This window comes from Micromonospora sp. LOL_021, assembly GCF_048060215.1.
In the GTDB taxonomy this organism is placed as follows: domain Bacteria; phylum Actinomycetota; class Actinomycetes; order Mycobacteriales; family Micromonosporaceae; genus Micromonospora_E.
Genome location: NZ_JBHMIN010000008.1, coordinates 1 through 24430, shown reverse-complemented (window position 1 = coordinate 24430; position 24430 = coordinate 1). Strand labels below are relative to the sequence as shown.

Below are 24430 nucleotides of genomic sequence, written 5' to 3'. Positions count from 1 at the left end.
GCTCGCCCGGTGGGCAGGTGCGCGGGCACCAGCCCACCGGGCGCCGCTGAGGAGGCAGATGATGAGCACCGCTGAGGCCACGCCGACCCCAGCGCCGGTCGGCCGTACCCGGTCGGCTCCCCCGCCTGGTCCGCTGGCCGGCGTCGCCGGTCCACAGTCCGGTCCGTTCGGCCCCGTGATCGGCACCGGAGGTCCCGATCCGGCCGTGCTCGTCCCGGTGAGCAGCGGCGGCCGGCCGCTCGGCGCGTTCGTGTGCGCCGCCGGCCGGGTCCGCTACCGGCCGGTGGTCGCCGCCGACCGGATCGCCGCGGCGACCGTAGCGGTCGCGCTGGTGGGCGCCGCGGCGGTCGCGGCAGTCGCTCGCCGCCGTCCCGTCGCCGTCGGTACGGTCGCCATGGGACCGGGCGGCTGGGTCAGCTTCAAAGGGTTGCCCGGTCCGGCGCCACGGGTCGTCGCCGACGGCCGTCGGCCCTGGTGGGCCCGGCTGCTACGGGCCCGGCGGTTGAGTCGGTGAGCCTGCCCGCGCGGTCGGTACACCGCAGCCCGGCGTGGTCGGGGGACGGCAGCCACGTGGACGATGTTCACGTATTGGTACTCATATGATTACCCTGTGACAACCCCCGACACGTGGCGCCTTCCGCCCTGGACCCTGCTCAGCAACCACGGACACGTCCTGCTCGCCATCGCCCGCGACCCACGGGCCCGGCTGCGGGACGTGGCGGCGCGGGTCGGGATAACCGAACGCGCGGCGCACACCATCGTCGCCGACCTGGAGGAAGCCGGATACCTCACCCGGCACCGGGTCGGCCGGCGCAACGAGTACACCGTCAATCCGCACGTACCGTTCCGACATCCGGCCGAATGCGACCACCTGGTCGGCGAACTGCTCGCGCTGTTCACCGACGGCCAGTCGGCATCGGCCGGACCGACGCCGACGCCCGTATCGCCGCCGGCCGGGCCACAGCCGACGCCGGCCGGTCTACCGACGGGACCCCAGTCCCGCAACGGCGGGTCCTTCGCACCTGTCCCCCACCCGTCGACGGAGGTGGACTGTAGTCAGGTGCAACTGAAGGAGTGAGGACCATGAGCGCCAGTCACCTGATCGTCGTCGGTCTCGACGGCTCCGAGGGCAGCCGCCGGGCTCTCGACTGGGCCGCCCGGGAAGCCGCTGAGCGGGGCGGCGCGCTGCGCGCCGTCGTCGCCTGGCGGTGGGACGGTGGAACCGCAGTCAGCCCCATCGAAGAGCGGCAACGCGCCAGCGAACTGCTGGACCAGGAGATCGCCGAGCTGACCGCCCGGCTCGGATCGGCGACGCCGGTCGTCGGCGAGGTGGTCGAGGGCCGCGCCGCCGACGTGCTGAGCACCGCCGCCCGCGGCGCGGACCTACTGGTCCTGGGCAGCCACGGCCACGGCCGCCTGCAGCACACCGTGCTCGGCTCGGTCAGCGAGGAGTGCATCCGCAAGGCCACCTGCCCGGTCGTGGTGATCCCGGTCCCCGCGCTGGTCTCCTCGGCCACCGACACCACCAGCTGAGCCGGAGGTGATCGCCATGGTCAGGCCGATCGTCGTCGGCTACGACGGGTCGTCCAGCGCCGACGCCGCAGTCAACTGGGCTGTCGCCGAAGCCGTCCGGACCGCCACCCCAGTGGTCCTCGCGTACGCATTCGAATGGCCGACCGGGGCCGGGCCGCTGGTCCCCGTGCCGACCAGCTGGCCAAACGCGGCATCCCGGCGCGACGCGGAGACGATGCTGCGGGCCGCGGCCGCCGAGACGCACCCGGACGCCGACATCAGCACCGTCGTCCTCGACGGACCCGCCGCCCTACGGCTGCGCGACAAGTCCCGGGACGCGGCGTTGCTGGTGGTCGGCAACCGGGGGCACGGCGGCTTCGCGGATCTGCTGCTCGGGTCGACCAGCGTGACCGTCTCCGCGCACGCGCGCTGCCCAGTGGTGGTGGTCCGCGGCGCGGCGCACCCGACCGCACCGGTGGTGGTCGGCGTGGACGGCTCCGAGCCGTCGCTGGCCGCGCTGCGCTTCGCCGTCGAACAGGCGGCCAGCCGGATGGTGCCGCTGCGGGTGCTGCGTGCCTGGCACCCACCGGCACCACGGTGGCAGCCGCCGGCCTTCGACCCCCGGGAGATCGTCGCCGCCGAGCGCGCCCTACTCGACGACGAGCTGACCGGGTGGCGGGAGAAGTACCCCGAGGTCACGATGACCGCCGAGGCGGTCGTCGACAACCCGGGCCGGGTCCTGGTCGACGCGTCGCGCACCGCCAGCCTGGTGGTGGTCGGCTCGCGCGGCCGGGGCGGCTTCACCGGCCTGCTGCTCGGCTCGGTGTCGCAGCAGCTGCTGCACCACAGTCACAGCCCGGTCGCGGTCATCCGCGACACCATCCCGGCCGACGCCCGCTGAGCGGGCGCGCCGACGCCCACCCCCGCCGACGCCCACCGCGCCGACGATCACCCCGCCCGGCGGGCCGGCCCCCGACCCGCCGGGCACATACCCCAATGGAGGCTGACGTGTTCGCCGAGCAGATCCGCGATCCGTGGCGGACCTTCCAGGGACGACGGTGGCGGGACACGATCGACGTGGCCGCCTTCGTTCAGGCCAACTACACGCCGTACACCGGCGACGCCGAATTCCTGACCGGCGCGACCGACCGGACCCGGGCGGTCTGGGACCGGCTGCGGGACATGTTCGTCGAGGAACGCCGCCGGGGCGTCTACGACGTCGACGCCGCGACGCCGTCCACCATCACCGCGCACGCCCCCGGCTACATCGACAAGGACCGTGAGCTGATCGTCGGCCTGCAGACCGACGCGCCGTTGCGTCGGGCGATCATGCCGCACGGCGGGCTGCGGATGGTGGAGAACGCCCTCGCGGCGTACGGCTACCCGGCCGACCCGCAGGTGCACCGGATCTTCACCACGTACCGCAAGACCCACAACGACGCCGTCTTCGACGCCTACCCGGCCGACGTGCTGCGGGCCCGCCGTTCGCACGTCGTCACCGGGCTGCCGGACGCCTACGGACGCGGCCGGATCATCGGCGACTACCGGCGGGTCGCCCTGTACGGGGTGGACCGGTTGATCGCCGAACGCCGGGCCCACCGTGAGGCACTGGACCTGGTTCCGTCCACCGACGACGTGATTCGCGACCGGGCGGAGCTGGCCGAGCAGATCCGGGCACTCGGCGAGCTGGTCGAGATGGCGGCGGCGTACGGCTACGACGTGACCCGGCCGGCCGCCGACGCCCGGGAGGCGGTCCAGTGGCTGTACTTCGCCTACCTGGCCGCCTGCAAGGAACAGAACGGCGCGGCGATGTCACTCGGCCGGACCGCCACGTTCCTCGACGTCTACCTGCAGCGCGACATCGAATTCGGGCAGCTGACCGAGCTGGCCGTGCAGGAGCTGGTCGACGACTTCGTGATCAAGTTGCGGATCATCCGGTTCCTGCGCACCCCCGAGTACGACGAACTCTTCTCCGGCGACCCCACCTGGGTGACCGAATCCCTCGGCGGGACCGGCACCGACGGGCGGACCCTGGTCACCCGGACCACGTTTCGCTACCTGCAGACGCTCTACAACCTGGGGCCGGCTCCGGAGCCGAACCTGACCGTACTCTGGTCCCCCACGCTGCCCGACGGGTTCAAGAGGTTCTGCGCCCAGGTGTCGCTGGACACCAGCGCCATCCAGTACGAAAACGACGACACGCTGCGGTCCTGGTACGACGACGACACCGCGATCGCCTGCTGCGTGTCGGCCATGCGCCTCGGCCGGGACATGCAGTTCTTCGGGGCCCGGGCCAACCTCGCCAAGGCCCTGCTGTACGCGATCAACGGTGGCCGCGACGAGGTCACCGGCGAGCAGATCGCCCCGGTGAGCCAGCCGGTCGGCGGGGAGATCCTCGACTACGACGAGGTCCTCGCGGCATTCGACCGGACGTTGGACTGGCTGGCCGCCACCTACGTCACCGCGCTCAACGTCATCCACCACATGCACGACCGGTACGCGTACGAACGGTTGCAGATGGCGCTGCACGACTCCCCGGTGCACCGGTTCCTCGCCTGCGGGATCGCCGGCCTGTCGGTGGCCGCCGACAGCCTGTCGGCGATCCGGTACGCCCGGGTCAAGGTGCTGCGCGACGAGACCGGACTGGTGGTCGACTACGTTGTCGACGGCGACTACCCGGCGTTCGGCAACAACGACGACCGGGTGGACGAGATCGCGGTCTGGCTGGTGGAGACGTTCATGGCGAAGCTGCGCCGGCAGCCGGCCTACCGCGAGGCCGAGCACAGCCTGTCGGTGCTGACCATCACCTCGAACGTGGTGTACGGCAAGCACACCGGGCACACCCCGGACGGCCGGCGGGCCGGCGAGCCGTTCGCCCCGGGTGCCAACCCGATGAACGGCCGGGACCGGCACGGGCTGGTGGCAGCGGCGATGTCGGTGGCGAAGCTGCCGTACGACTGCGCCCGCGACGGCATCTCGCTGACCACCACGGTGACCCCGGCAGGCCTGGGACGCACGCCGGCGGAACGGGTGGCGAACCTGGTCGGTGTGCTGGACGGCTACACCGACGCCGGCGGTTTCCACCTCAACGTCAACGTGCTGGACCGGGCCACCCTGGAGGACGCGATGGCGCACCCGGAGCGGTACCCGCAGCTGACCATCCGGGTCAGCGGGTACGCGGTGAACTTCGTGCGGCTCACCGCCGAGCAGCAGCGCGACGTCATCTCCCGGACGTTCCACGGAGGGCTGTGAGGTGACCACCGGGGCGGTCCACTCGTACGACGTGTCGATCGGGGTGGACGGCCCCGGTACCCGGTTCGTCGCCTTCCTCGCCGGCTGTCCGCTGCGCTGCCAGTTCTGCCACAGCCCGGACACCTGGTTCCGGCGCGCCGGCACCCCGACCACCGACGACGCGCTGGTCGCGCAGGTGCTGCGCTACCAGCGGTTCATCTCGGTCGCCGGTGGCGGGGTGACACTCAGCGGCGGTGAGCCGCTGATGCAGCCGTATTTCGTCCGCGCGGTGCTGCGCCGGTGCCACGACGCCGGGCTGCGCACCGCGCTGGACACCTCCGGGTTCCTCGGCGCCCGCGCCGACGACGCCCTGCTGGACGCCACCGACCTGGTGTTGCTGGACATCAAGTCGTCCGATCCGCTGACCTACCGACGGGTGACCCGCACCGGGCGGCTCGACCCGACGCTGCGGTTCGCCCGCCGGCTGGCCGACCGGGGCACCCCGATCTGGGTCCGGTTCGTGCTGGTGCCGGGGCTCACCGACGCCGAGTCGAACGTGGCCGGGGTGGCCGAGGTGGCGGCCGGCCTGCCGACGGTGCAGCGGGTCGACGTGCTGCCGTTCCACCGGCTGGGCGCGCACAAGTACGCCGAGCTGGGTCTGGAGTTTCCGCTGGCGGCGACGGCACCGCCGGACGACGCGCTGCTGGACCGGGTCCGGGGGCAGTTCCGCGACCACGGGCTCACCGTCTACTGAGACTCGCCGGCTACAAGAACTCGCCGGTGAGACTCCGGTTACCGATCGGGCTCACCGGCTACCGAGCTGGTCGCCGTGGGCCACAGCGACCGGGCGGTCGGCCCGCCACGCCGGTGACCAGCGGAACCGGTGGGTGACGCCACGCCAACCACCGCCGGCTGTCGCGCCGGCCAGTTCGGCCGCGATCTGCCGGACCTGGCGGTAGCCGGTGGCCATCAGGAAGGCCGACGCCCGACCGTAGCTCTTGATGCCAACGACGAAGTAGCCGGGCTCGGGATGGCGCAGCTCGTTGACCCCGGACACCGGCACCGAACACCCGCGGGCCGGCCCAGGGTCGAGGAGGGTGGCGAGGCCACGGCTGGTGCCGAGCACCGGGTCCAGGTCGAGGCGGAGCTCGGCGGCGATCCGGTGGTCGGCGCGGAAGCCGGTGGCGACGACCACCCGGTCGGCGACGATCATCCGTCCGTCGCGGCTGGACAGCCGTACCGGGCCGAGATCGGACCGCTGCTCCACCCGGTGCGTGACGAATCCGGTCTCCAGGACGATCCGACCGACGTCGACCAGCTGGCGCAGCCGGGTGCCGATCGCCCCGCGTGCCGGCAACGCGTCGGCGGCACCCGGGGCGAAGACCGGATCGACGGTCACCCGGCGGACCGCCCAGGTGATCCGGGTGCCGGGCTGCTGGTCGGCCAGCTCGATCAAATCGAGCAGGGTAGTGGCGGCCGAGTGTCCTGCGCCCACCACGACGGTGTGCCGGCCGGCATGTGCCGCCCGGTCGGCGCCGAGCACATCGGGCAGGGCGAAGTCGAGATGCGCGGCTGCGGCCGGCTCGCCGAGCGCCGGCAGGCCCTCGCCACCCAGATGGTTGGGGGTGTCCCAGGTCCCCGACGCGTCGACGACGGCGCGGGCGAGCTGTTCGGTGCCGTCGGCCAGGCGGGCCACGAACGGCGCGTCGACGCGTCCGGGGCCGCGCAGCCGGTCGACGCCGAGCCGGGTGATCCCGGTGACCCGGGTGCCGTAGCGGATCCGGTCGGCCAGCACCGGCAGCTTCGCCAGCGGCAGCAGGTACTCATCAATCAGTTCGGCGCCGGTCGGGTGGTACCCGGGTTCGGGCACCGACCAGCCGGCGGCGTCGAGCAGTCGGCCGGCAACCGGGTCGATGTTGTCCCGCCAGCTGCTGAACAGCCGTACGTGCTGCCAGTTGCGGATCGCGGCACCGGCGGCGCTACCCGCTTCCAGCACCAGCGACGGGATCCGGTGCCCGGCGAGGTGGACGGCGGCGGCCAGTCCCACCGGGCCGGCGCCGATCACGACCACGGGCAGCTGCCGGGCGGCGTACTCGATGCTCATCTGTCTCCTCTCGACGTGGTGGCGGCCAGCCGAGATGCAGCGCGCAGCGGGAACGTCCGGAAGCCCGGCCCGTCACCCCATCAGCCGAATCGATGCCTGTCGAGACAACGCATCATGCTGTACCGCGCCCTGAGCTCCGGCTAGGCGGACACGCTTCCAACGACCACCCCGCTGCGGGCGCTCGCACACCGGGTCCGATTTCCCGCTGGTCATTTCGCCGCAGGCCGTTGCCCGTCATGGCCGGCCGGGACGCATCAGCCGATAGGGCCGGAGGTCCCGCCCGGGCGGGACGCAGTGCCTGCCGGCAAGCGGCGCAACGCCCCTGCCCTGGCGGACCGGTCCGGACGAAAGTGGAACCGGGTGAGAGTGCAACCGAGTAAGGCGCGACGTGCGGAAAGGGTGGTGGGCGGCGATGAACGCCGGATGGATCAGGAACGGGCGGTCCGGTCCGCTGATGGCGGACTGCCTGGAGGCCGCAGCCGCGGCCCCGTCGGTGCACAACAGCCAGCCGTGGCGGTTCCGCCCGCACCCGACCGGCATCGAGGTGCTCGCTGACCGGCGCCGGCAGGTCGACCTGGTCGACCCGGCTGGCCGGGAGTTGACCATCAGCGTCGGCGCCGCGGTGTTCAACCTGCGGGTGGCGATGCTGGCCCACGGTCGGATACCGGTGATGCGGCTGCTGCCCGAGTCCGACGATCCGGACCTGCTGGCCCGGATCGCGGTCGGACCGCCGGCCGAGACGGACGAGACGGTACGGCTGCTCGCCCGGGCCGTCGCGCACCGGCGCACCAACCGACGCCCGTTCGCCGATCTGGCGGTGCCCGGCGAGGTTCTCGACGAACTCGCCGCCGCCGCTCGGACCGAGCACGGCCGGCTGGCCGTGGTCGACCCGATGATGCGCTCGTCGGTGCTGGCGCTGATCGGCACCGCCGAGGATCGCCGCCGGGTCGACCCGGCGTACTGGACGGAGCTGGAACGGTGGACCCGGGACCGACCGGGCCGGCTCGACGGCGTACCGCCGCAGGCCTTCGGACCCTGGCCGGTCCCCCGCACCGTGCCGGTACGCGACTTCGGACTGGTCTGGCCGGCCCCGCGACGGCGGGTCGCCGGGTTCGAGGAAGACCCGGTCCTCGCCGTGCTGTACACCGTCGGCGACAGCCCGCGGGACTGGTTGCGGGCCGGGCAGGCGCTGCAGCGGGTGCTGCTCACCGCGACGGTACGTGGCCTGGCCACCACGCTGCTGACCCAGCCCCTGGAGTTTCCCGAACTGCGTGACCTGCTCGGCCGCCAGCAGGACGGACGGCGGGCGCAGGCGATCATCCGGATCGGCTACGGACCGCTGAGCCCACCGGTGCCCCGCCGGCCGCTCGCCGAGTTGCTCGAACCCGCGCCGACCCGGCCGGTTGACGCGGTGGGGGTGGCCGGTGCCAGTTGACACGCGACCGATCGTCGATCCGGGCGTACCCGGCGTCGATCCCGTGCCCACCGTCGATCCGGGTGGGCTGGACGCCGCCGAGGTCGCCCGGCGTGCCATCGAGTACGGGCCGAACATCGTGCCGGGCGAGTCCAGCCGCACCGGGCTGGTCCGCAGGGTGGTCCGCCAACTGAGCGACCCGCTGGTCGTGCTGCTGCTCGCCGCCGGGGTGGTCACCACGGCACTCGCCGACTACCCGAACACCGTGGTGATCCTGCTCGTCGTGGTGGTGAACACCGGTATCGGCGTGGTGCAGGAGGTCCGGGCGGACCGGGCGATCGCTGCCTTGGACCGGCTGGCGGCGCCGGTGGCCCGGGTGCTGCGCGACGGAGTCGACCGGGTCGTGCCGGCAGCCGAACTGGTCCCGGGCGACCTGGTCAAGGTCACCGCAGGCGACATCGTCCCCGCCGACCTGCTTCTCACCGCCGTGACCCGGCTGCGCTGCGACGAGTCGACACTGACCGGTGAGTCGGTGCCGGTGCGGCACGACGACGGTGACTCGGCCCACGCCGGCACCGTCGTCGTCGCCGGCCGGGCGAGCGGCATCGTCACCCGGACCGGTGCCGACAGCGCGTTGGGGCGGATCGCGACGTTGATGCGGCGTACCCACCCCGGGCCGACGCCGCTGCAGCTGCGGCTGACCCGGCTGAGCCGGGTACTCGGGGCCACCGCCGTGCTGCTGTCCGGTCTGGTGTTCCTGATCGGCCTGGGCGGCGGACGGCCGGTCGCCGACCTGGCGGTGACCGCGGTAAGCCTGGTCGTCGCGGCGGTGCCAGAGTCGTTGCCGGCGGTCGTCACCCTCGCTCTGGCGCTCGGCGCGCACCGGATGGCCCGGGCCCGCGCGGTGCCACGGCGGCTGCCGGCGGTCGAGGCGCTCGGCTCGGTGACCGTCGTCGCCGCCGACAAGACCGGCACCGTCACCGAAGGACGGATGGCCGTGCAGCGGGTGGTCACCCCGGTCGCCGAGTACACCGTGGACGGGGTCGGTTACCGGCCGACCGGGGGGATCGTCCGCCGCAACGCCGACGGTGCCGCCGGCGTACCGGTCGGTGTCGCCCCGGACGACCTTCGGCGGCTGGCCCGGGCCGGGCTGCTCTGCAACGACGCGGAGCTGACCGCGCCGGACCGGGACGGCGACGCCGCGGACCACAGCCCGCGACACGGCGGCGGGCCGGACCGCAGCCGGGCAGGCGGCGGCCGGACGGCCCACTGGCGGGCGGTCGGCGATCCGTTGGAGGCCGCGCTGGTCGCCTTCGCCGGCCGGACCGGTCTTGACGCCGACGAGATCCGCCGGGCCTGGCCCCGGGTCGCCGAGCACCCGTTCGACCAGACGCACCGGCGGATGACCACCCCGCACCGCACCTGTGACGGCCGGTACCTGGTCGTCTGCAAAGGCGCTCCGGAGACGGTGCTGACCCCTGAGGTCACCGCCGCCGACCCTGGTCAGCTCACCGTACTGCTCGACCAGGCCCGGCGCCTCGCCGACGCCGGACTGCGGACCCTGGCGGTCGCGGCGGCGGTCGGTCCGACGCTGCCCGACCTGGCCCACCCCCACGGGTTGCGGCCGCTGGGGCTGCTCGGGATCGGTGACCCGGTACGGGCCGACGCCCCCGACGTGGCCCGGACCTTCGCCGCCGCCGGGATCCGGCTGCTGCTGGTCACCGGAGACCATCCGGGAACCGCCGCCGCCGTCGGCGGCCGGTTGGGGATCTGGTCCGCCGGTGACCCGGTCGCCACCGACCCGACCGCCCCGGAGCAGGCGCGGGTGTTCGCCCGCATCCAGCCCGAGCAGAAGCTCGACGTGGTCGCCGCGCTGCAGGCCCAGGGACACGTGGTGGCGATGACCGGGGACGGGGTCAACGACGGCCCGGCGCTGCATCGGGCCGACGTCGGGGTGGCGATGGGCGGCGGCACCGACGTCGCCCGGCAGGCGGCCGACCTGGTCCTGGTCGACGACCACCTCGGTACGGTGGCGGCCGCCGTCGGTGAAGGGCGGCGGATCTACGACAACGTCCGGCGGTTCCTGCGGTACGCGCTGGCCGGTGGGCTGGCGGAGCTCGCGGTCATGCTGCTCGGCCCGCTGTTCGGGCTGGCGCTGCCGCTGCTGCCCGGTCAGATCCTCTGGATCAACCTGCTCACCCACGGCGTGCCCGGCGTGGCGCTGGGCGCCGAACCGGCCGAGCCGGACGTGCTGCGTCGGCCACCCAGACCGCCCACCGAGTCGGTGCTCGGCGCCGGCCTGCTCGCCGGGGTGCTCACCACCGGCGCGTTGATCACAGCGGTCACCCTGGCGGCCGGTGTCGCCGCGTACCACGCGGGCCGGCCCTGGCAGACGATGGTCTTCGTCACCCTCGGGCTGGCCCAGTTGGGCGTCGCGCTCGCGGTCCGGGCCCGCCGGGGTACGGCGGCGGAAGGTCCGCAACGGGGTACGGCGGCGACCGGCGACCGGCGCCGGATGGCGAACCCGGCACTGGTTTTCGCGGTGGCCGGGGCGGGTCTGCTGCAGCTCGCCGGGGTCTACCTCGGCCCGCTGCGGGCGCTGCTGGACACCGAGCCGCTGGCTCTGACCGAGTTGGCGGCCTGTGCCGCTGTCGCGGCGCTGCCCGCACTGGTGTTACATCTGTCCCGGAGCGGGAACGGACGTGGTTCGGGTCCGGATTCCCCGCGTCCCGTCGGCCACGAGCCGGCGGCGTAGCAGACCTGACCAGGAGGCAGCAGATGGACGAGGCGACCACCAACGGCACCGGGACCGGGACCACCGTCGACACGGCGGTGACCGGCGCCGACGCCGCGACCGCCGACCGGCCGTTGGCCGCCGTACTGGCCGAGGCTGCCGCGGCCGCCGGCTACGCGCCGTCGGTGCACAACACCCAGCCGTGGCACTGGCGGGTCCGGCCGGACAGCCTGGAGCTGCGCGCCGACCGGGAGCGGCAGTTGCCGGCCACCGATCCGGACCGCCGGTTGTTGATTCTCAGCTGCGGTGCCGCGCTGCACCACGCGAGGATCGCGCTCGCCACCCAGGGTTGGACGGCCGAGGTACGGCGGTTGCCGGACCCGGCCGAGGAGGATCTGCTGGCGGTGCTGCGACCCACCGAACGGATCGCGGTCCAGCCCGACACCGTCCGGATGTTCCAGGCGATGCAGGTGCGACGCACCGACCGTCGGCCGGTCAGCGACGAGCCGCTGCCGGTCGCGGCGGTCACTGCGATCACCGCCGCCGCCGGAGCCGGCGTCCAGCTGCAGATCCTCTCCTCCGACCAGGTGATGCTGCTGGCGGCGGCGGCGAGCCGGGCGGAGGAGGTCGAGTCGGAGGACCCGCAGATCCGCGGCGAACTCGACTACTGGACCGGGCTGGGCACCCCGCCCGGCACCGGACTGCCCGACGAGGTCCTGCCGGAACGCGCCGCGCAGACCACGGTGCCCGGACGCGACTTCGGCCGGGCCGGCACTCTGCCGGTCGGCGGCGGGCACGACCGGGCTGCCGTCTACGCCCTGCTCTTCGGTGACGACGACGAACCGGCGTCCTGGCTGGCCGCCGGCGAGGCGCTCTCCTCGGCCTGGCTGACCGCGACCGAGCTGGGCGTCTCGGTGGTGCCGCTGAGCGGGGCGGTCGAGGTGGCCGCGACCCGGCAGACCTTGCGGCACATCCTCGCCGGGCTCGGCTACCCGTACCTGGTGCTGCGGCTCGGTATCGCCAGCCCGGACCACGCCGGCCCGCCGCACCCGCCGAGGATGCCGGCGGCGCAGCTGGTGGACACCAGTGCGGTGGACACCGCGAAACCCCACGCCACCGACCCCGAGGAGGGGCGATGAATCCCGAGGGACCCGTACTGGTCGGTGTCGACGGTTCCGAGGCCGCGGTGCAGGCCGCCCGGCTGGCCGCCCGGGAGGCCGTGATGCGACGGCGCCCGCTGCGGATCGTGCACGCCTTCGTCTGGCCGGCGTTGCGGGCACCGATGGCGTTGGCACCAGCGGTGCCGCCGGAGGGCGAGGTTGAACGGTACACCCGGGAGATCGTCGACGAGGCGGCCCGGGCGGCGGCCGACGAGGCGCCGCAGCTCGAGACCGTCACCCAGGTGATCGACGGGGCCGCCACCGTGGTCCTGCTCGCCGAGGCACGCTCCGCCGCGCTGGTCGTCCTCGGCGACCACGGGTTCGGACCGATTTCCGGTGCGCTGATCGGCTCGGTCGCCTCCCAGGTGGCGACCCACGCCGACGGCCCGGTGCTGGTGGCCCGGGGCGACTGTGACCGCAGCGGTCCGGTGATCGTCGGGGTGGACGGCTCCGAACTGTCCGCACAGGCCGTCGAGTTCGCCGCCGAGGCGGCCGACCTGCGCGGTACGGAGCTGCTCGCGATCCACACCTGGACCCATCCGCCGTCGATCGGCCCGGGTGACATGCAGCCCTTGGTCTACGACGCGGCGGCGCTGCAGACAGAGGAGGAGGCGCTGCTCGCCGAGTCGGTGGCCGGGGTCCGCGAGCGGCATCCCGACCTGACCGTACGGCAGCTGTCGGTCCAGGGTCGGGCGACCAAGGTGCTGACCGAGGAGTCGGCCCGGGGTCAGCTGCTGGTGGTCGGTGCCCGCGGGCGGGGCGGCTTCACCGGGCTGCTGCTCGGCTCGGTGAGCAACGCCCTGCTGTACCGCAGCCAGTGTCCGCTGGTCGTGATCAGGCCGGCCCGACACTGATCGGGCCCGGATCGGCGGGCGGCGAGCCGAGCCGGTCCGGGCGACGGGCCGGCTAGCATCGTCGCTGTGAGCGCCGCGAACCCCCCGCCGGACGAGCACCGCGACGCGCCGTCGCTCGGGCTGACCCCGCTGTCCCGGGTCCGACTGGACCAGCTGCTGCAGGAGATGCTCGACCGGGTCGGCGAGGTCGTCACCAGTCGGGAACGGCTCCGCGCGTTGCTCGACGCGGTGGTCGGCATCGGCACCGACCTGGAGCTGCACAGCACCCTGCGGCGCATCGTCGAGGCGGCGTGTGGGCTGGCCGGTGCCCGGTACGGCGCCCTCGGGGTGATCGGCCCGGACCGCCAGCTGGTCGATTTCGTCACCCACGGCATCGACCCGCAAACGCACGCCGCGATCGGGGACCTGCCGCACGGTCGCGGCGTTCTCGGCCTGCTCATCGACGATCCGGCACCGGTCCGGATGCCGGACATCACCAAGCACCCGCGGTCGTACGGATTCCCGCCACACCATCCGCCGATGCACAGCTTCCTCGGGGTGCCGCTACGCATCCGCGACCAGGTGTTCGGCAACCTGTACCTGGCCGAGAAGCAGGGTGCGGCCGAGTTCACCGAGGACGACGAGGAGATCGTGACGGCGCTGGCCGCCGCCGCCGGCGTGGCGATCGAGAACGCCCGGCTGTACGAGTTGGCCAACCGGCGCGAACGTTGGCTGGCCGCCACCGCGGAGATCACCGGGGTGCTGCTCGGCACGGTGCGACGCACCGACGCGCTGACCCTGGTGGCCCGGCGGGCGCGCGAGGTGGCCGAGGCAGAGATGGTCCTGGTCCTGGTCAACGACGACGAGGCGGCCCAGTTCACGGTCGAGGTGGTGGACGTACCACACGGGTCGACCTCCGGGCTGGTCGGCGCGGTGCTGCTGGCCGGTGAAACCAGCTTCGCCGACGCGATCACCAGCGGTGAGCCGATCATGGTGGAAAGCCTGGCTAAGGCCGCGCCGTGGCCGGTACCGGTCACCGCCGGACCGGCGGTGATCTCTCCCCTGACTGTCGCGGAGACGCTGCACGGCGTGCTGGTGGTGGCGCACCGGGCAGATGCCGCCGGGCCGACCGACGGGGACGCGCCGCTGCTGGCCAGCTTCGCCGGTCAGGCGGCGCTGGCCATCGAGCGGGCCCGGGCGCAGGAGGAACGCGAGCTGCTGGTGGTGCTGGAGGACCGGGAACGGATCGCCCGCGACCTGCACGACGTGGTGATTCAGCGGCTGTTCGCCACCGGGCTGCAGTTGCAGAGCGCGATGCCGCTGTGCAGTGGCCGGCCGGAGATCGGAAAACGAATCAATACCGCCGTCGACGACCTGGACTCCACCATCCGGGACATCCGCCGGGCGATCTTCGAGCTGCGTACGCCGATGAGCGCGACGCTGCGCACCGAGGTGCGCGAGGCGGTCGACCTGGCCGCCGACGGGCTGGGCTTCCGGCCCGCCCTGCAACTGGACGGGCCGGTGGACAGCGCCGTACCGGACCAGATCCGTCCGGACCTGCTGGCGGTGCTGCGGGAGGCGCTGTCCAACGTGGTACGGCATGCCCGGGCGAGTCAGGTGGCGGTACGGGTGTCGGCGCTCGAAGGTGAACTCGCGCTGACAGTGGCCGATGACGGGATCGGGGTGGACCCGGCCGCCGCCCGGAGTGGGCTGGTCAACATGCGGGAACGCGCCGAGCAGCGTGGCGGTGCCTTCTCGGTGGTCGCCGGCGATCCACGCGGCACCATCCTGACCTGGAAGGTCCCGCTTCGGGACTAACCTGACCCGGCATGGTCCCGCTACGGGACTAACCTGACCCGGCATGGTCCCGCTACGGGACTGACCTGACCGAGGGTCAGTGACGCGGGCCGAGCAGCCGGGTGGCGAGCACCGCCGCCTGGGTCCGCCGTTCCAGGCCGAGCTTGGCGAGCAGGCTGGAGACGTAGTTCTTCACGGTCTTCTCGGCAAGGAACATCTTGCCGGCGATCTCCCGGTTGGTCAGCCCTTCGGCGACGTACTCCAGGATCCGGCGTTCCTGCTCGGTGAGCGACTTCAGCTCGTGCGGCTCCTCGACCCCGCTGCGGATTCGCTCCAGCACCCGGCGGGTCACCGCCGGGTCGAGCAGCGACTGGCCGGCCGCCACCCGGCGCACCGCGTCCACCAGGTCGGTGCCCCGGATCTGCTTGAGCACGTAGCCGGCGGCACCGGCCATGATCGCGGCGAAGAGCGCTTCGTCGTCCTCGTACGAGGTGAGGATCAGCCCGTTGATCGACGAGTCGACGGCCCGCACGTCCCGACAGACGTCGATACCGTTGCCGTCCGGCAGTCGAGCGTCGAGGATCGCCACGTCCGGGCGCAGCGCCGGGATGCGCCGGGCCGCCTCCTGCGCGGACCCGGACTCGCCGATCACCTCGATGTCGCCGCTGCTCTGCAGCAGGTCGGCAAGGCCACGGCGGACGACCTCATGGTCGTCGAGCAGGAAGACGCGGATCATCCCCTGTTTCTATCCTGTCCCGGGGCGCTGCGGCCAGGGACCAAAGTCCCGGGTACCGGGGCCCAGCCGGGCCGGACGGGGCAGGTGACGGCGCGGCGAGGCAGGTGACGGTGGGCGAGGCGGTCGAGACGGACGGGCCCGGTGGCCCGGGAGAATCCGGGACGTACGACCCTGCCGGTGCCGACCCGGACCGGGCACCGTGTAGGCATGCTGACCACCACGTTCACCATGGCCCAGCTGCGTACCGCGGTGACCGCGGCGGTCCGCGCCCCGTCGCTGCACAACAGCCAGCCGTGGCGGTTCCGACTGGTCGGCGGCGCGATCGAACTCCGGCTCGACCCGGACCGGCTGCTCACCGCCTGCGATCCGACCGGCTGGGCCGCCCGGATCGGCTGCGGGGCAGCCCTGTTCAACCTGCGGCTCGCTCTGGCCGCCGGCGGCACACCGGCCGAGGTCCGGCTGCGCCCCGAGCCGGCCGACCCGTGGCTGCTGGCCCGGCTGGTGCCCGGACCGCCGCGGCCCGCCACGCCGGCCGAGTCCCGGCTGTACGCCGCGGTGCCACGTCGGCACAGTAACCGGCTGCCATTGCGGCCGGACCCGGTGCCGCCGCCGGAGCGGCGGCGGCTGATCGAAGCGGCCCGGGCCGAGGGCGGCTGGCTGGAGCTGGTGGTCGGCTCAACCGCCGTCACCGCCGTCGCGGAGATCGCGACCAGTGCCAACCGGGTGCTCGACCGGGATCCCGGGTACCAGGCGGAAGTGGCGCGGTGGACCCGGCACTTCCCGGCACCGGACGGGGTGCCGGCGGCCGCCGGTGGACCGGTCGCGGAGCCGCACGACCTGCTTCCCCGACGACCGTTCGGCAACACCCGCCGCGCCCCGGGACGTGATTTCGAGTCCGAACCGCTGGTGGCGGTGCTCGGCGCGACCGGCAACACGCCGAGCGACCAACTGACCGCCGGGCAGGCGCTACAGCGGGTGCTGTTGACAGCCACCGACGCCGGGCTGGCGGCGTCGATGCTGTCCCAGCCGATCGAGGTCGCTCAGGCCCGCGAGCAGCTCCGGCTGGCGCTCGGCCGGTTCGGAACACCACAAATGGTCATCAGGATCGGATACGGTCAGCCCGGCCGACCGACGCCACGTCGGGATCCGGCCGACGTGATCGACACGGTCCTGGAGGAACGATGAGTGACCCGATCGTCGCAGGGGTGGACGGATCACTGGCCAGCCTGTGCGCCGCCAGACACGCCGCCGAGGCCGCGGTCCGGCACGGCGCGCCGTTGGTGCTGGTCCACGGCTATCTGCACGCCTTCGGGTACGGGATCCCGATCAATCCGTACGACGGCGAACTGCCCGGGCCGAACGAGGAAGGTGAGCGGATGCTCGCCGAGACCGCCGCGCAGCTGCGCGGCGAGCGGCCCGGCATCACGGTGCAGACCCGGCAGGTGGCGGCCGGCGGGGCACCGACGTTGATCGAGGAGTCCCGGCACGCGGAGCTCGTGGTGGTCGGCAGTCGGGGCCTCGGCGGTTTCACCGGACTGCTGCTCGGCTCGGTCAGTTCACAGGTGGCCGGGCACGCGCACTCCCCGGTGCTGGTGGTCCGACCACCGGACGCGCCGGTCGAGGCGGACGGCCCGGTGCTGGTCGGCGTCGACGGGTCGGCGCACGCGGAGCAGGCCCTGCACGCCGCGGCCGACGAAGCCGCCGCGCGCCGGGTCGGGCTGGCTGTACTCCACGTGTGGTGGCCGAGTCCGATGCGGGACAGCACCGAAGTCGCGGCGCCGGCCGACAGTGCCCGCCGGGAGGCCGACGAACTGCTCGACGCCGCAGTCGCCGCCGTCCGGCGACGCCATCCGGACCTGCCTATCGAGCAGCGGCCGTTGGAAGGGGTCGAGGCGGACGCGGTGATGGTCGAGGCGAGCCGCAAGGCAGGTCTGGTGGTGGTCGGTTCCCGCGGTCGGGGTGGCTTCACCGGGCTGCTGCTCGGCTCGGTCAGCCAGACACTGGTGCACCACGCCCACTGCCCGGTGCTGGTCGCCCGCCCGCATTCGCACCGCTGACCGGCCCGCCAGCCGGGTCGGATGTCCCGGCCGCCCGGTCAGACGGTGTAACGCAGGATCGCACCGATGCCGTCGGGCACCTGGTCGGCGAGCTTGTCCGGCACCACCACCAGCTGGGCGCCGCCGGCGAGGGCGGCCCGCACGGCGGCGTCACCCAGCGGTACCTCGACGGGGTCCGACACTCCGAAGACGGCCACCGCGCCGGTCGTGGCACCCACCTGGTCGGGCTGCGGACCGGCGTACGCCGAACGGGCCGTCAGCTGCGGGCCGTCGACCAGCAGTAGGGTGTCGACCTGGCGGCGGGCCAGCGTCGCGAGGGTGTCCGACGCCCCACCGGCGGCCCGGTCGGCCTGGCCAATTTCCCGCCGGTAGGCCGCCACGGCGGCGGCCACGTCCGCATCAACGATGCCTTCCGCCACGTCGACGGCCTGTTCGACCGCCGCGTCGGTGGTGTCGTAGGCACCCTGCACCTCGTGCAGCAGTTCGGCGACCCGGGTTGGCGCCTTGTCCCGCAGAAACTGCACCGCCCGGACGTCCCCGGTGACCACGACCGCCCGCGGGCGGACCTCGTCAACCAGTTCGGCGAGCCGCTCGGCCACCAGTGTCGCGTTGGCCTCCCAGCGGTCCTCGGCCCGCTGCTGGTACCGCCGCTGGGACCAGCCACCCGGATGCGACCGGGTGATGTGCAACGTCTCACCGGCGACCGTCTCGGTCACCTCCACACCGTCCGGCTGCAGCGCGACGATCTCGGCACCGACCCGGTCGGTCGCCACCACCAGCACGGGCAGCTGCCGCTGCTCCCAGCGCAGCAGCGGCAGCAGGTGCGCGACCGGACCGTAGCTGGCGATCTCCCGCTCCGGTGGTTCCGGCAGCTGGCGTACCAGTCGCACCCGCTCGGTGTCAGCGATCACCACCAGGGTGTCGCCGTCGGGATAGGCCCGCCCGGTCAGCCCGCCGATCACGTCGAGCAGGTGGTCGGGCGCGCCTGCCTCGGCCAACTGCCGACGCGCCGCCCGCCAGCGCAGCTGGACCTGCTCGGCGGTGTCCGGGGCCCGGCCGCTGGTGTCCAGGTAGAGCGACACGAACGGTCCGGGTGCGGTGGCCAGGTCGACGAGGGTGGTACGGGGCGTGGTCGAAGTCACCGTTGGTCCTTCCCTTGGTCGTACGGGATCGGGCAGGTCGTCACTTCGCGATACCCGGTCGCTGGTCCGGCTACTCCCCTAGCGCGTCGTCGTCGGATGCCCGCGGCCGGCCCGGGGTGACCGACAGGATCGGTGTCAGCGCGGGTCAGTGCCCGCGGCCGAACGCGTCGACCAGGCCCCAGCGGCCGGGAATGTCCAGCAGCTCGATCCGGCCGATGTCGCGCGGCAGGTGCGGGCGGACGATCAGGTGTTCACCCTTGGGGTCCAGGCCGAGCATGGAGCGCAGGAACATCAGTACCGCCCCGGCCGACCAGGCGTGCGGGCTGCAGGCAGCCGGAAACTGCACTGGGTACTTGGTCAACGCCCGGTCGTATCCGGTGAACGCGCCGGGCAGCCGGCCGTCGAAGAACTGCGCGGCCTCGATCATCGCTCCGGCGACCTTGGCCGCCTCCTCGTCGAAGCCGTAGCGACGCATCCCGCAGGCGATCAGCGCGTTGTCGAACGGCCAGATCGTGCCGTTGTGGTAGCCGACCGGGCTGTAGCGTCCGTCGCCCTCGGCGAGGGTACGGATGCCCCAGCCGGAGAACAATCGAGGGCTCATCAGATGGCTCACGACGTGCCGGGCCTTGTCCCGATCGGCGATGCCGCTCCACAGCAGGTGCCCCATGTTCGAGGCGCAGGCGTCGATCAGGTTGCCGTCGGCGTCCATGCCGACCGCGTAGTACCGGCCGTCGGGGATCCAGAATTCCCGGTTGAACCGACGCTTGAGCTCGGCCGCCTCGCGTTCCAGTCGGTCGGCGTACGCCGCATCGCCCCAGAAGCGGCGGGCCAGCCGGGCGCCGCGCCGTTTCGCGTCGTAGGCGTAGCCCTGCAGCTCGCAGGTTGCCCGGGGGCCGACCGGCAGCCGGCCGTCGCGGTAGGAGATGGCGTCGGCGGAGTCCTTCCACCCCTGGTTGCGCACCCCGAGGCGTTCGTTGCGGCAGGCGTACCAGATGTATCCGTCGCCCATGATGTCGCCGTACGCGTCGATCCAGTCCAGGGCGAGCCGGGTGTGGAACTCGAGCTCCCGCACCAGGTCCGCGTCGCCGGTCCACCGTTCGTACTCGTCGAGCACGATGACGAACAGCGGGGTGGTGTCGGCGCCGCCGAAGTAGGGGCAGGCGGCGATTTCCTCGTAGCCGGCGCGTTCGCCGTACCGGAACTCCTGGAGGATCTTGCCCGGCTCCTCCTCGGCGAAGTCGTCGAGCCGGCTGCCCTGCGCGTCGGCGAGGGTGTGCAGTACACCGGGGGTGAGCTGCGGAGCGAACGGCAGTGCCTGCAGGCAGGTGATGAGCGCGTCCCGACCGAACAGTCCCATCAGCCACGGCAGCCCGGCGGCGAACGTCATCTCACCCCGGGTGTTGCCCCGGTAACGCAGCGCGGCCAGATCGGTGAGGCTCCGCCGGTACGCCTGGTCGAGGCTCGCCGAGTCGCAGGTGAGGGTCGGCGCGTCGGCCAGCCATTCGTCGAGCGCCTTGCCCAGCTCCACCTTGGCAGGGGTGTCGTAGGTGGGCACCGCCTCCCGGATGTCCCGTCCTTCGGCTCCCCGGCTCCAGAGCACCACCTGGAAGGTGGTGTTCCAGGCGTCGTGCGGCCCCACCTGGATGTCGAAGGTCATGCCGTGATCGTCGATGGCGGCGTCGGCGCTGCTGGAGACGACCACCTCACGTCGCTGGTTGTCCCGCTGGTAGAGCAGACGCAGCACACCTTTCTCGACGGCAGCCGAGATCTTCCCCTTCTTCCGTACGTCGGGGACTTCGGTGATGTCCGCGAAGTCGGTGCCGATGTCGAGGCGGATCCGTAGGTCCACCGGCACTTCCTGGTGGTTGAGGACGGTGAGCTGCTCCAGGAACAGGCCGCCGCCGACCGACCGCTGCCGGATCACCGAGAGGTTGGCGTCCACGTAGTGGGTCGGCTCGCCGGGCACCAGGAAGTACCGCGACTCGAAGTACTGCAGGTCGTCGACCGACAGGGCAGTGAGCCCTTCGCCGTTGACGGTGAGGTCCCAGGTGGAGAGCACCCGCACGTCGAACGAGAAGAGCCCGGTGGGCAGTTCAGCCGACGGCAGGATGTCCCCCCGACCGTCGCTGATCATGAACATCATGCCGTCGAGGATGCTGGTGTAGCTCAGGTTCCTCACCGCGCTCTCCCCCAGCCTTCGGCCAACTGCCGGGGGTGACGGGCGCCGACCGTGTCGGGCAGCAGCCACTCGAAGGCCGGCACCATGGTGAAGTCGCCCTCGATGGTGAACGCGAACCGGACGAACGCCGCGGACAACCGGTCCTCGCCGCGCAGCAGCCGCTCGAACAGTGCGCCGTCGACGACGGCGACGCAGTCCGCGTCGGCGCCGGACTGTTCGGCCTGCACGCCGCCGGCGGCGAAGCGCAGCAGCCACTGCTCGGTGTGGTCGCGGTACCGCACGTCGAACCGCACCGTGCCGTCGATCGTCGGCGGTATCCGGGGAGCGCGTTCGTCGAGACCGGCGAAGAAGGCCTCCGTGGTCGCTGACAATCCGCCACCTCCGTCGTCCGCTACTCAGCGAGCTTCCCGGCTGGGCCGTCGGGGTGCAGGCGGTTGCGCCGAGAATCACCCGGCCGGGTGCCGGACCGAGATCACCGCAGTCCGTGCGGGTGTCCGGGTTCCGGCCGGCGGACGTGTTGACTTGATCGGCGCATGTCAATACCCTGCGAGGAAAGCGCTTTCTCCTGCCACGGCAGACCTGCCGTGGTCCGTCCCCGGAGGTATCGCACAAGATGACCAGAAGCACCGCCGCCCCCGGCGGCACCCGCCAACGCCGACGGATGGCGATCCTCGCCGGCGTCACCGCCGCGATCACCGCCGCCGCCATCGGCGCGATCGGCGTCACCACCGCGTCGGCCGCCACCGTCGACACCAACGCCACCTACGTGTTCGTCAACCGGCACAGCAACAAGGCGATGGACGTCTACAACTGGGCCACCAACGACGGCGCCGAGATCCGCCAGTGGGCCCGCAACGACCAGGCAGTCCAGCAGTGGCGGTTCGTCGACGCCGGCAGCGGCTACTACAGGATCCGCTCCGTGCACAGCGGCAAGTACCTCGAACTACCCGACGCCAACGACGGCACCCGACTGGTGCAGAACTCCGACAACGGCACCACCCGCCAGCACTTCCGCCTCGCCGACTCCGACGGCGGCTACGTCCGCTTTGTCAACCGGCACAGCAACAAGGTGATCGACGTCTGGGAGTGGTCCACCGCCGACGGCGGCTACCTCGCCGGGTACAGCGACCTCAACGGCTGGAACCAGCAGTGGCAGCTGAACACCGTCGGCGGCGGCAACCCCGACCCGACGACGCCGCCGGGTCCGACCCCGACCGGCATGGTCGGCTGGGCTACCCGCAACGGCGGCACCACCGGCGGCGGCAACGCCGGCACCACCACCGTCACCACCGCCGCCGCCCTCGAATCCGCCGTCGGCTCCTCCACCGCCGCCGTCATCCGCGTCTCCGGCACCATCAACTGCTCCGGCATGCTCCGCGTCCGCTCCAACAAGACCATCCTCGGCACCGGCAACTCCGCCACCATCTCCGGCTGCGGCCTCAACATCAACGGCGACCGCAACGTCATCATCCGCAACATCAACTTCCGCAACTGGGACGACGACGCCATCAACGTCCAGGAATCCGCCACCAACATCTGGATCGACCACAACAGCTTCACCAACGGCTACGACGGCGCCGTCGACATCAAACGCGGCTCCGACTACATCACCGTCTCCTGGAACCGCGTCTTCGGCCACGACAAGTCCATGCTCCTCGGCCACTCCGACAACAACGCCGGCCAGGACGTCGGCCACCTGCGCGTCACCTACCACCACAACTGGTTCGACGGCTCCGGTACCCGTCATCCGCGGGTCCGGTTCGGCAACCCCGTCCACGTGTTCAACAACTACTACTACAACAACGAGTACGGCGTTGCCTCTACCATGGACGCTGGCGTCCTGGTCGAAGGCAACTACTTCGAGAACGTAGACGATCCGACCCTGGTCGGCTACGCCGCCTCGGACCCAGGCGACCTCGTGCAACGCAACAACCACTTCGTCAACTCCGGTAGCCCGCAGTCGGCAGGCAGCACGGCCGGCATCCCGTACGGCTACACGCTGACCACCCCGAGTCAGGTCAAGTCCGTCGTCACCAACGGCGCCGGCACCGGCAAGATCGGTCTCTGATCGTCCGGTGGCAGGGACGGCCGGTCCGCACCACCGACCGTCCCTGCCACCGGCAGCGACTGTCCAGCACCCGGGGACAACCACTTTTATTGACAAGTATCGATCATGATGGCACGCTCAGGGCATCTGCATCGCATCGATTCGGAGCCCGACGTCCGCAGGGGAAGCAGGGCAGCTCTCCATTGACGCGGCACGCGACGACGGCCACGCGCATCTTCCGGGCAGAAAGTCCACGCAACCCAGGTAACGCCCGTCCACCGGTGCGTACCAACCACAGTTGGAGATCGTGATGTCCCTATTCACCACCGCCGGCCGCCGGCCGCTGGGGCTGTACGCCCTGGTCGTCGCAGTCGCGGCCGCGCTACTGCTCAGCACCGCGCTGGCCAACGTCGCCTCGGCGCACGGTTCGGTCGTCAGCCCCGCGTCGCGCGTATACGACTGCTTCGAGCGCTGGGGCGACCGTCACATGGCGCCGGAGATGGCCACCGAGGACCCGATGTGCTACCAGGCCTGGCAAGCAGACCCCCAGGCCATGTGGAACTGGAACGGCCTCTTCCGCGAAGGCGTCGGCGGCAACCACCAGGGCGCCATCCCGGACGGTCAGCTCTGCAGCGCCGGGCGCACCCAGGGCGGCCGTTACAACGCGATGGACACCATCGGCGACTGGCACGCCACGTCGATCAACAACTCGTTCAACGTCCGGTTGTTCGACGGGGCCAGCCACGGCGCCGACTACATCCGGGTGTACGTGACCCGGCAGGGCTTCAACCCCACCACCGAGGCGCTCGGCTGGGGTGACCTGGAGCTCGTCGCCCAGATCGGCAACACGCCGGCGTCGCAGTGGCAGAGCGCCCCCGACGGGGTGCAGATCGACATCCCGGCGACCGCCCCCGGACGCTCCGGCCGGCACATGGTCTACACCATCTGGCAGGCCAGTCACTTCGACCAGTCCTACTACTTCTGCAGCGACGTGAACTTCGGCGGCAGCAACCCGCCGCCGACCACCGCCCCACCGACCACGCCGCCGCCGACCACCGCCCCACCGACGACCCCACCGCCGACCACGCCGCCACCCGGATCGGCCGGCTGCACCGCCACCTACAGCGTCGCCTCGACCTGGTCCGGCGGCTTCCAGGGCGACGTGCGGGTGACTGCCGGTTCGTCGGCGATCAGTGGCTGGACGGTGACGCTGAACTACCCCAGTGGGCAGACCGTGCAGCAGGCGTGGAACGCCACCGTCTCGGCCAGCGGCTCGACGGTGACCGCCCGCAACGTCAGCTACAACGGCAGCCTCGCCGCCGGAGCCAGCACCAACTTCGGCTTCATCGGCGGGACCTCCGGCGGTACGCCGTCGGTGACCTGCACCGCCTCCTGACCTGACAACCTGACCTGACGGTCAACTGGGGCCGCAGCCCGAGTCGGCGTTCGATGGCGGGCCAGGGCACCGCCGACGCGGCAAGCGC

19 protein-coding genes and 1 pseudogene are annotated in these 24430 nt (G+C 72.3%); 15 read left to right on the top strand and 5 right to left on the bottom strand.

All coding sequences use genetic code 11. The features are described from left to right. Positions 1-61: 61 nt before the first annotated feature. The 6 genes and pseudogenes from ACFHWT_RS08050 (at position 62) to pflA (ending at position 5497) form a co-directional block, all read left to right on the top strand. On the top strand, positions 62-514 hold the full coding sequence (locus tag ACFHWT_RS08050; RefSeq protein ID WP_416593947.1) for a hypothetical protein: 453 nt from the start codon (positions 62-64) through the stop codon (positions 512-514). A 96-nt stretch (positions 515-610) separates the two neighbouring features. Then, positions 611-904: pseudogene (locus ACFHWT_RS08045) on the top strand (helix-turn-helix transcriptional regulator); the annotation flags it as partial. Positions 905-1083: 179 nt separating this feature from the next. Further along, positions 1084-1533, top strand: a complete 450-nt coding sequence (locus tag ACFHWT_RS08040) for a universal stress protein (protein WP_416593946.1) — start codon at positions 1084-1086, stop codon at positions 1531-1533. A gap of 16 nt (positions 1534-1549) precedes the next feature. Then, positions 1550-2413, top strand: coding sequence for a universal stress protein (locus ACFHWT_RS08035; protein WP_416593945.1), 864 nt, complete (start codon positions 1550-1552; stop codon positions 2411-2413). 107 nt (positions 2414-2520) lie between these two features. Next, complete coding sequence (gene pflB, locus ACFHWT_RS08030) at positions 2521-4764, top strand: formate C-acetyltransferase (RefSeq protein WP_416593944.1); 2244 nt, start codon at positions 2521-2523, stop codon at positions 4762-4764. Position 4765: 1 nt separating this feature from the next. Then, positions 4766-5497, top strand: a complete 732-nt coding sequence (gene pflA, locus ACFHWT_RS08025; RefSeq protein ID WP_416593943.1) for a pyruvate formate-lyase-activating protein — start codon at positions 4766-4768, stop codon at positions 5495-5497. Positions 5498-5548: 51 nt separating this feature from the next. Here the strand turns inward: pflA and ACFHWT_RS08020 are convergent, their stop codons facing one another. Beyond that, positions 5549-6847 (bottom strand): FAD-dependent oxidoreductase, encoded by a 1299-nt coding sequence (locus ACFHWT_RS08020; RefSeq protein ID WP_416593942.1) that lies wholly within the window; start codon positions 6845-6847, stop codon positions 5549-5551. A gap of 412 nt (positions 6848-7259) precedes the next feature. Here ACFHWT_RS08020 and ACFHWT_RS08015 point away from each other — a divergent pair, with 412 nt between their 5' ends. The 5 genes from ACFHWT_RS08015 to ACFHWT_RS07995 all read left to right on the top strand — a co-directional run bounded on the left by ACFHWT_RS08015 (position 7260) and on the right by ACFHWT_RS07995 (position 14806). Next, positions 7260-8282 carry an Acg family FMN-binding oxidoreductase gene (locus tag ACFHWT_RS08015; protein ID WP_416593941.1) on the top strand — a complete coding sequence of 341 codons (1023 nt, stop codon included), beginning with the start codon at positions 7260-7262 and terminating at the stop codon, positions 8280-8282. After that, positions 8272-11016, top strand: a complete 2745-nt coding sequence (locus tag ACFHWT_RS08010; RefSeq protein ID WP_416593940.1) for a cation-translocating P-type ATPase — start codon at positions 8272-8274, stop codon at positions 11014-11016. The genes ACFHWT_RS08015 and ACFHWT_RS08010 overlap by 11 nt, the downstream gene beginning before the upstream one ends. 23 nt (positions 11017-11039) lie before the next feature. After that, positions 11040-12134 carry an Acg family FMN-binding oxidoreductase gene (locus ACFHWT_RS08005; protein WP_416593939.1) on the top strand — a complete coding sequence of 365 codons (1095 nt, stop codon included), beginning with the start codon at positions 11040-11042 and terminating at the stop codon, positions 12132-12134. Next, positions 12131-13009: a universal stress protein gene (locus tag ACFHWT_RS08000; protein ID WP_416593938.1), complete on the top strand. Its 879-nt coding sequence runs from the start codon at positions 12131-12133 to the stop codon at positions 13007-13009. Before ACFHWT_RS08005 ends, ACFHWT_RS08000 begins: the two co-directional genes overlap by 4 nt. Before the next feature lie 120 nt (positions 13010-13129). Continuing rightward, on the top strand, positions 13130-14806 hold the full coding sequence (locus tag ACFHWT_RS07995) for a GAF domain-containing protein (RefSeq protein WP_416594047.1): 1677 nt from the start codon (positions 13130-13132) through the stop codon (positions 14804-14806). 76 nt (positions 14807-14882) lie between these two features. Here ACFHWT_RS07995 and ACFHWT_RS07990 read toward each other — a convergent pair whose 3' ends face one another. Next, on the bottom strand, positions 14883-15521 hold the full coding sequence (locus tag ACFHWT_RS07990) for a response regulator (protein WP_123600861.1): 639 nt from the start codon (positions 15519-15521) through the stop codon (positions 14883-14885). Positions 15522-15728: 207 nt separating this feature from the next. Between ACFHWT_RS07990 and ACFHWT_RS07985 the strand changes: the two genes are divergently transcribed. Together ACFHWT_RS07985 and ACFHWT_RS07980 are read left to right on the top strand one after the other, a co-directional pair. Next, the gene (locus ACFHWT_RS07985) at positions 15729-16706 is read left to right on the top strand and encodes an Acg family FMN-binding oxidoreductase (RefSeq protein WP_416593936.1); all 978 of its coding nucleotides are present in this window, start codon (positions 15729-15731) and stop codon (positions 16704-16706) included. Further along, complete coding sequence (locus ACFHWT_RS07980) at positions 16703-17578, top strand: universal stress protein (RefSeq protein WP_416593935.1); 876 nt, start codon at positions 16703-16705, stop codon at positions 17576-17578. The genes ACFHWT_RS07985 and ACFHWT_RS07980 overlap by 4 nt, the downstream gene beginning before the upstream one ends. A gap of 38 nt (positions 17579-17616) precedes the next feature. Here the strand turns inward: ACFHWT_RS07980 and ACFHWT_RS07975 are convergent, their stop codons facing one another. The 3 genes from ACFHWT_RS07975 to ACFHWT_RS07965 all read right to left on the bottom strand — a co-directional run bounded on the left by ACFHWT_RS07975 (position 17617) and on the right by ACFHWT_RS07965 (position 21270). Next, positions 17617-18720, bottom strand: coding sequence for a Vms1/Ankzf1 family peptidyl-tRNA hydrolase (locus tag ACFHWT_RS07975; protein WP_416593934.1), 1104 nt, complete (start codon positions 18718-18720; stop codon positions 17617-17619). 145 nt (positions 18721-18865) lie between these two features. Beyond that, positions 18866-20863, bottom strand: a complete 1998-nt coding sequence (locus tag ACFHWT_RS07970; RefSeq protein ID WP_416594046.1) for a glycogen debranching N-terminal domain-containing protein — start codon at positions 20861-20863, stop codon at positions 18866-18868. A gap of 32 nt (positions 20864-20895) precedes the next feature. Beyond that, positions 20896-21270 carry an SCP2 sterol-binding domain-containing protein gene (locus ACFHWT_RS07965; RefSeq protein WP_416593933.1) on the bottom strand — a complete coding sequence of 125 codons (375 nt, stop codon included), beginning with the start codon at positions 21268-21270 and terminating at the stop codon, positions 20896-20898. Positions 21271-21512: 242 nt separating this feature from the next. Between ACFHWT_RS07965 and ACFHWT_RS07960 the strand changes: the two genes are divergently transcribed. Beyond that, entirely contained in the window at positions 21513-22967 is a 1455-nt protein-coding gene (locus ACFHWT_RS07960) for an RICIN domain-containing protein (protein ID WP_416593932.1), read from the top strand. A 289-nt stretch (positions 22968-23256) separates the two neighbouring features. Then, positions 23257-24342, top strand: a complete 1086-nt coding sequence (locus ACFHWT_RS07955; protein WP_416593931.1) for a lytic polysaccharide monooxygenase auxiliary activity family 9 protein — start codon at positions 23257-23259, stop codon at positions 24340-24342. The last annotated feature ends 88 nt before the right edge of the window (positions 24343-24430 follow it).

Bases quoted from the DNA above. Each gene is read 5' to 3' on its own strand.
- ACFHWT_RS08050 (WP_416593947.1), top strand. From the start codon at position 62: ATGAGCACCGCTGAGGCCACGCCGACCCCAGCGCCGGTCGGCCGTACC.
- ACFHWT_RS08040 (WP_416593946.1), top strand. From the start codon at position 1,084: ATGAGCGCCAGTCACCTGATCGTCGTCGGTCTCGACGGCTCCGAGGGC.
- ACFHWT_RS08035 (WP_416593945.1), top strand. From the start codon at position 1,550: ATGGTCAGGCCGATCGTCGTCGGCTACGACGGGTCGTCCAGCGCCGAC.
- ACFHWT_RS08020 (WP_416593942.1), bottom strand. From the start codon at position 6,847: ATGAGCATCGAGTACGCCGCCCGGCAGCTGCCCGTGGTCGTGATCGGC.
- ACFHWT_RS08015 (WP_416593941.1), top strand. From the start codon at position 7,260: ATGAACGCCGGATGGATCAGGAACGGGCGGTCCGGTCCGCTGATGGCG.
- ACFHWT_RS08005 (WP_416593939.1), top strand. From the start codon at position 11,040: ATGGACGAGGCGACCACCAACGGCACCGGGACCGGGACCACCGTCGAC.
- ACFHWT_RS08000 (WP_416593938.1), top strand. From the start codon at position 12,131: ATGAATCCCGAGGGACCCGTACTGGTCGGTGTCGACGGTTCCGAGGCC.
- ACFHWT_RS07990 (WP_123600861.1), bottom strand. From the start codon at position 15,521: ATGATCCGCGTCTTCCTGCTCGACGACCATGAGGTCGTCCGCCGTGGC.
- ACFHWT_RS07985 (WP_416593936.1), top strand. From the start codon at position 15,729: ATGCTGACCACCACGTTCACCATGGCCCAGCTGCGTACCGCGGTGACC.
- ACFHWT_RS07980 (WP_416593935.1), top strand. From the start codon at position 16,703: ATGAGTGACCCGATCGTCGCAGGGGTGGACGGATCACTGGCCAGCCTG.
- ACFHWT_RS07970 (WP_416594046.1), bottom strand. From the start codon at position 20,863: ATGATGTTCATGATCAGCGACGGTCGGGGGGACATCCTGCCGTCGGCT.
- ACFHWT_RS07960 (WP_416593932.1), top strand. From the start codon at position 21,513: ATGACCAGAAGCACCGCCGCCCCCGGCGGCACCCGCCAACGCCGACGG.
- ACFHWT_RS07955 (WP_416593931.1), top strand. From the start codon at position 23,257: ATGTCCCTATTCACCACCGCCGGCCGCCGGCCGCTGGGGCTGTACGCC.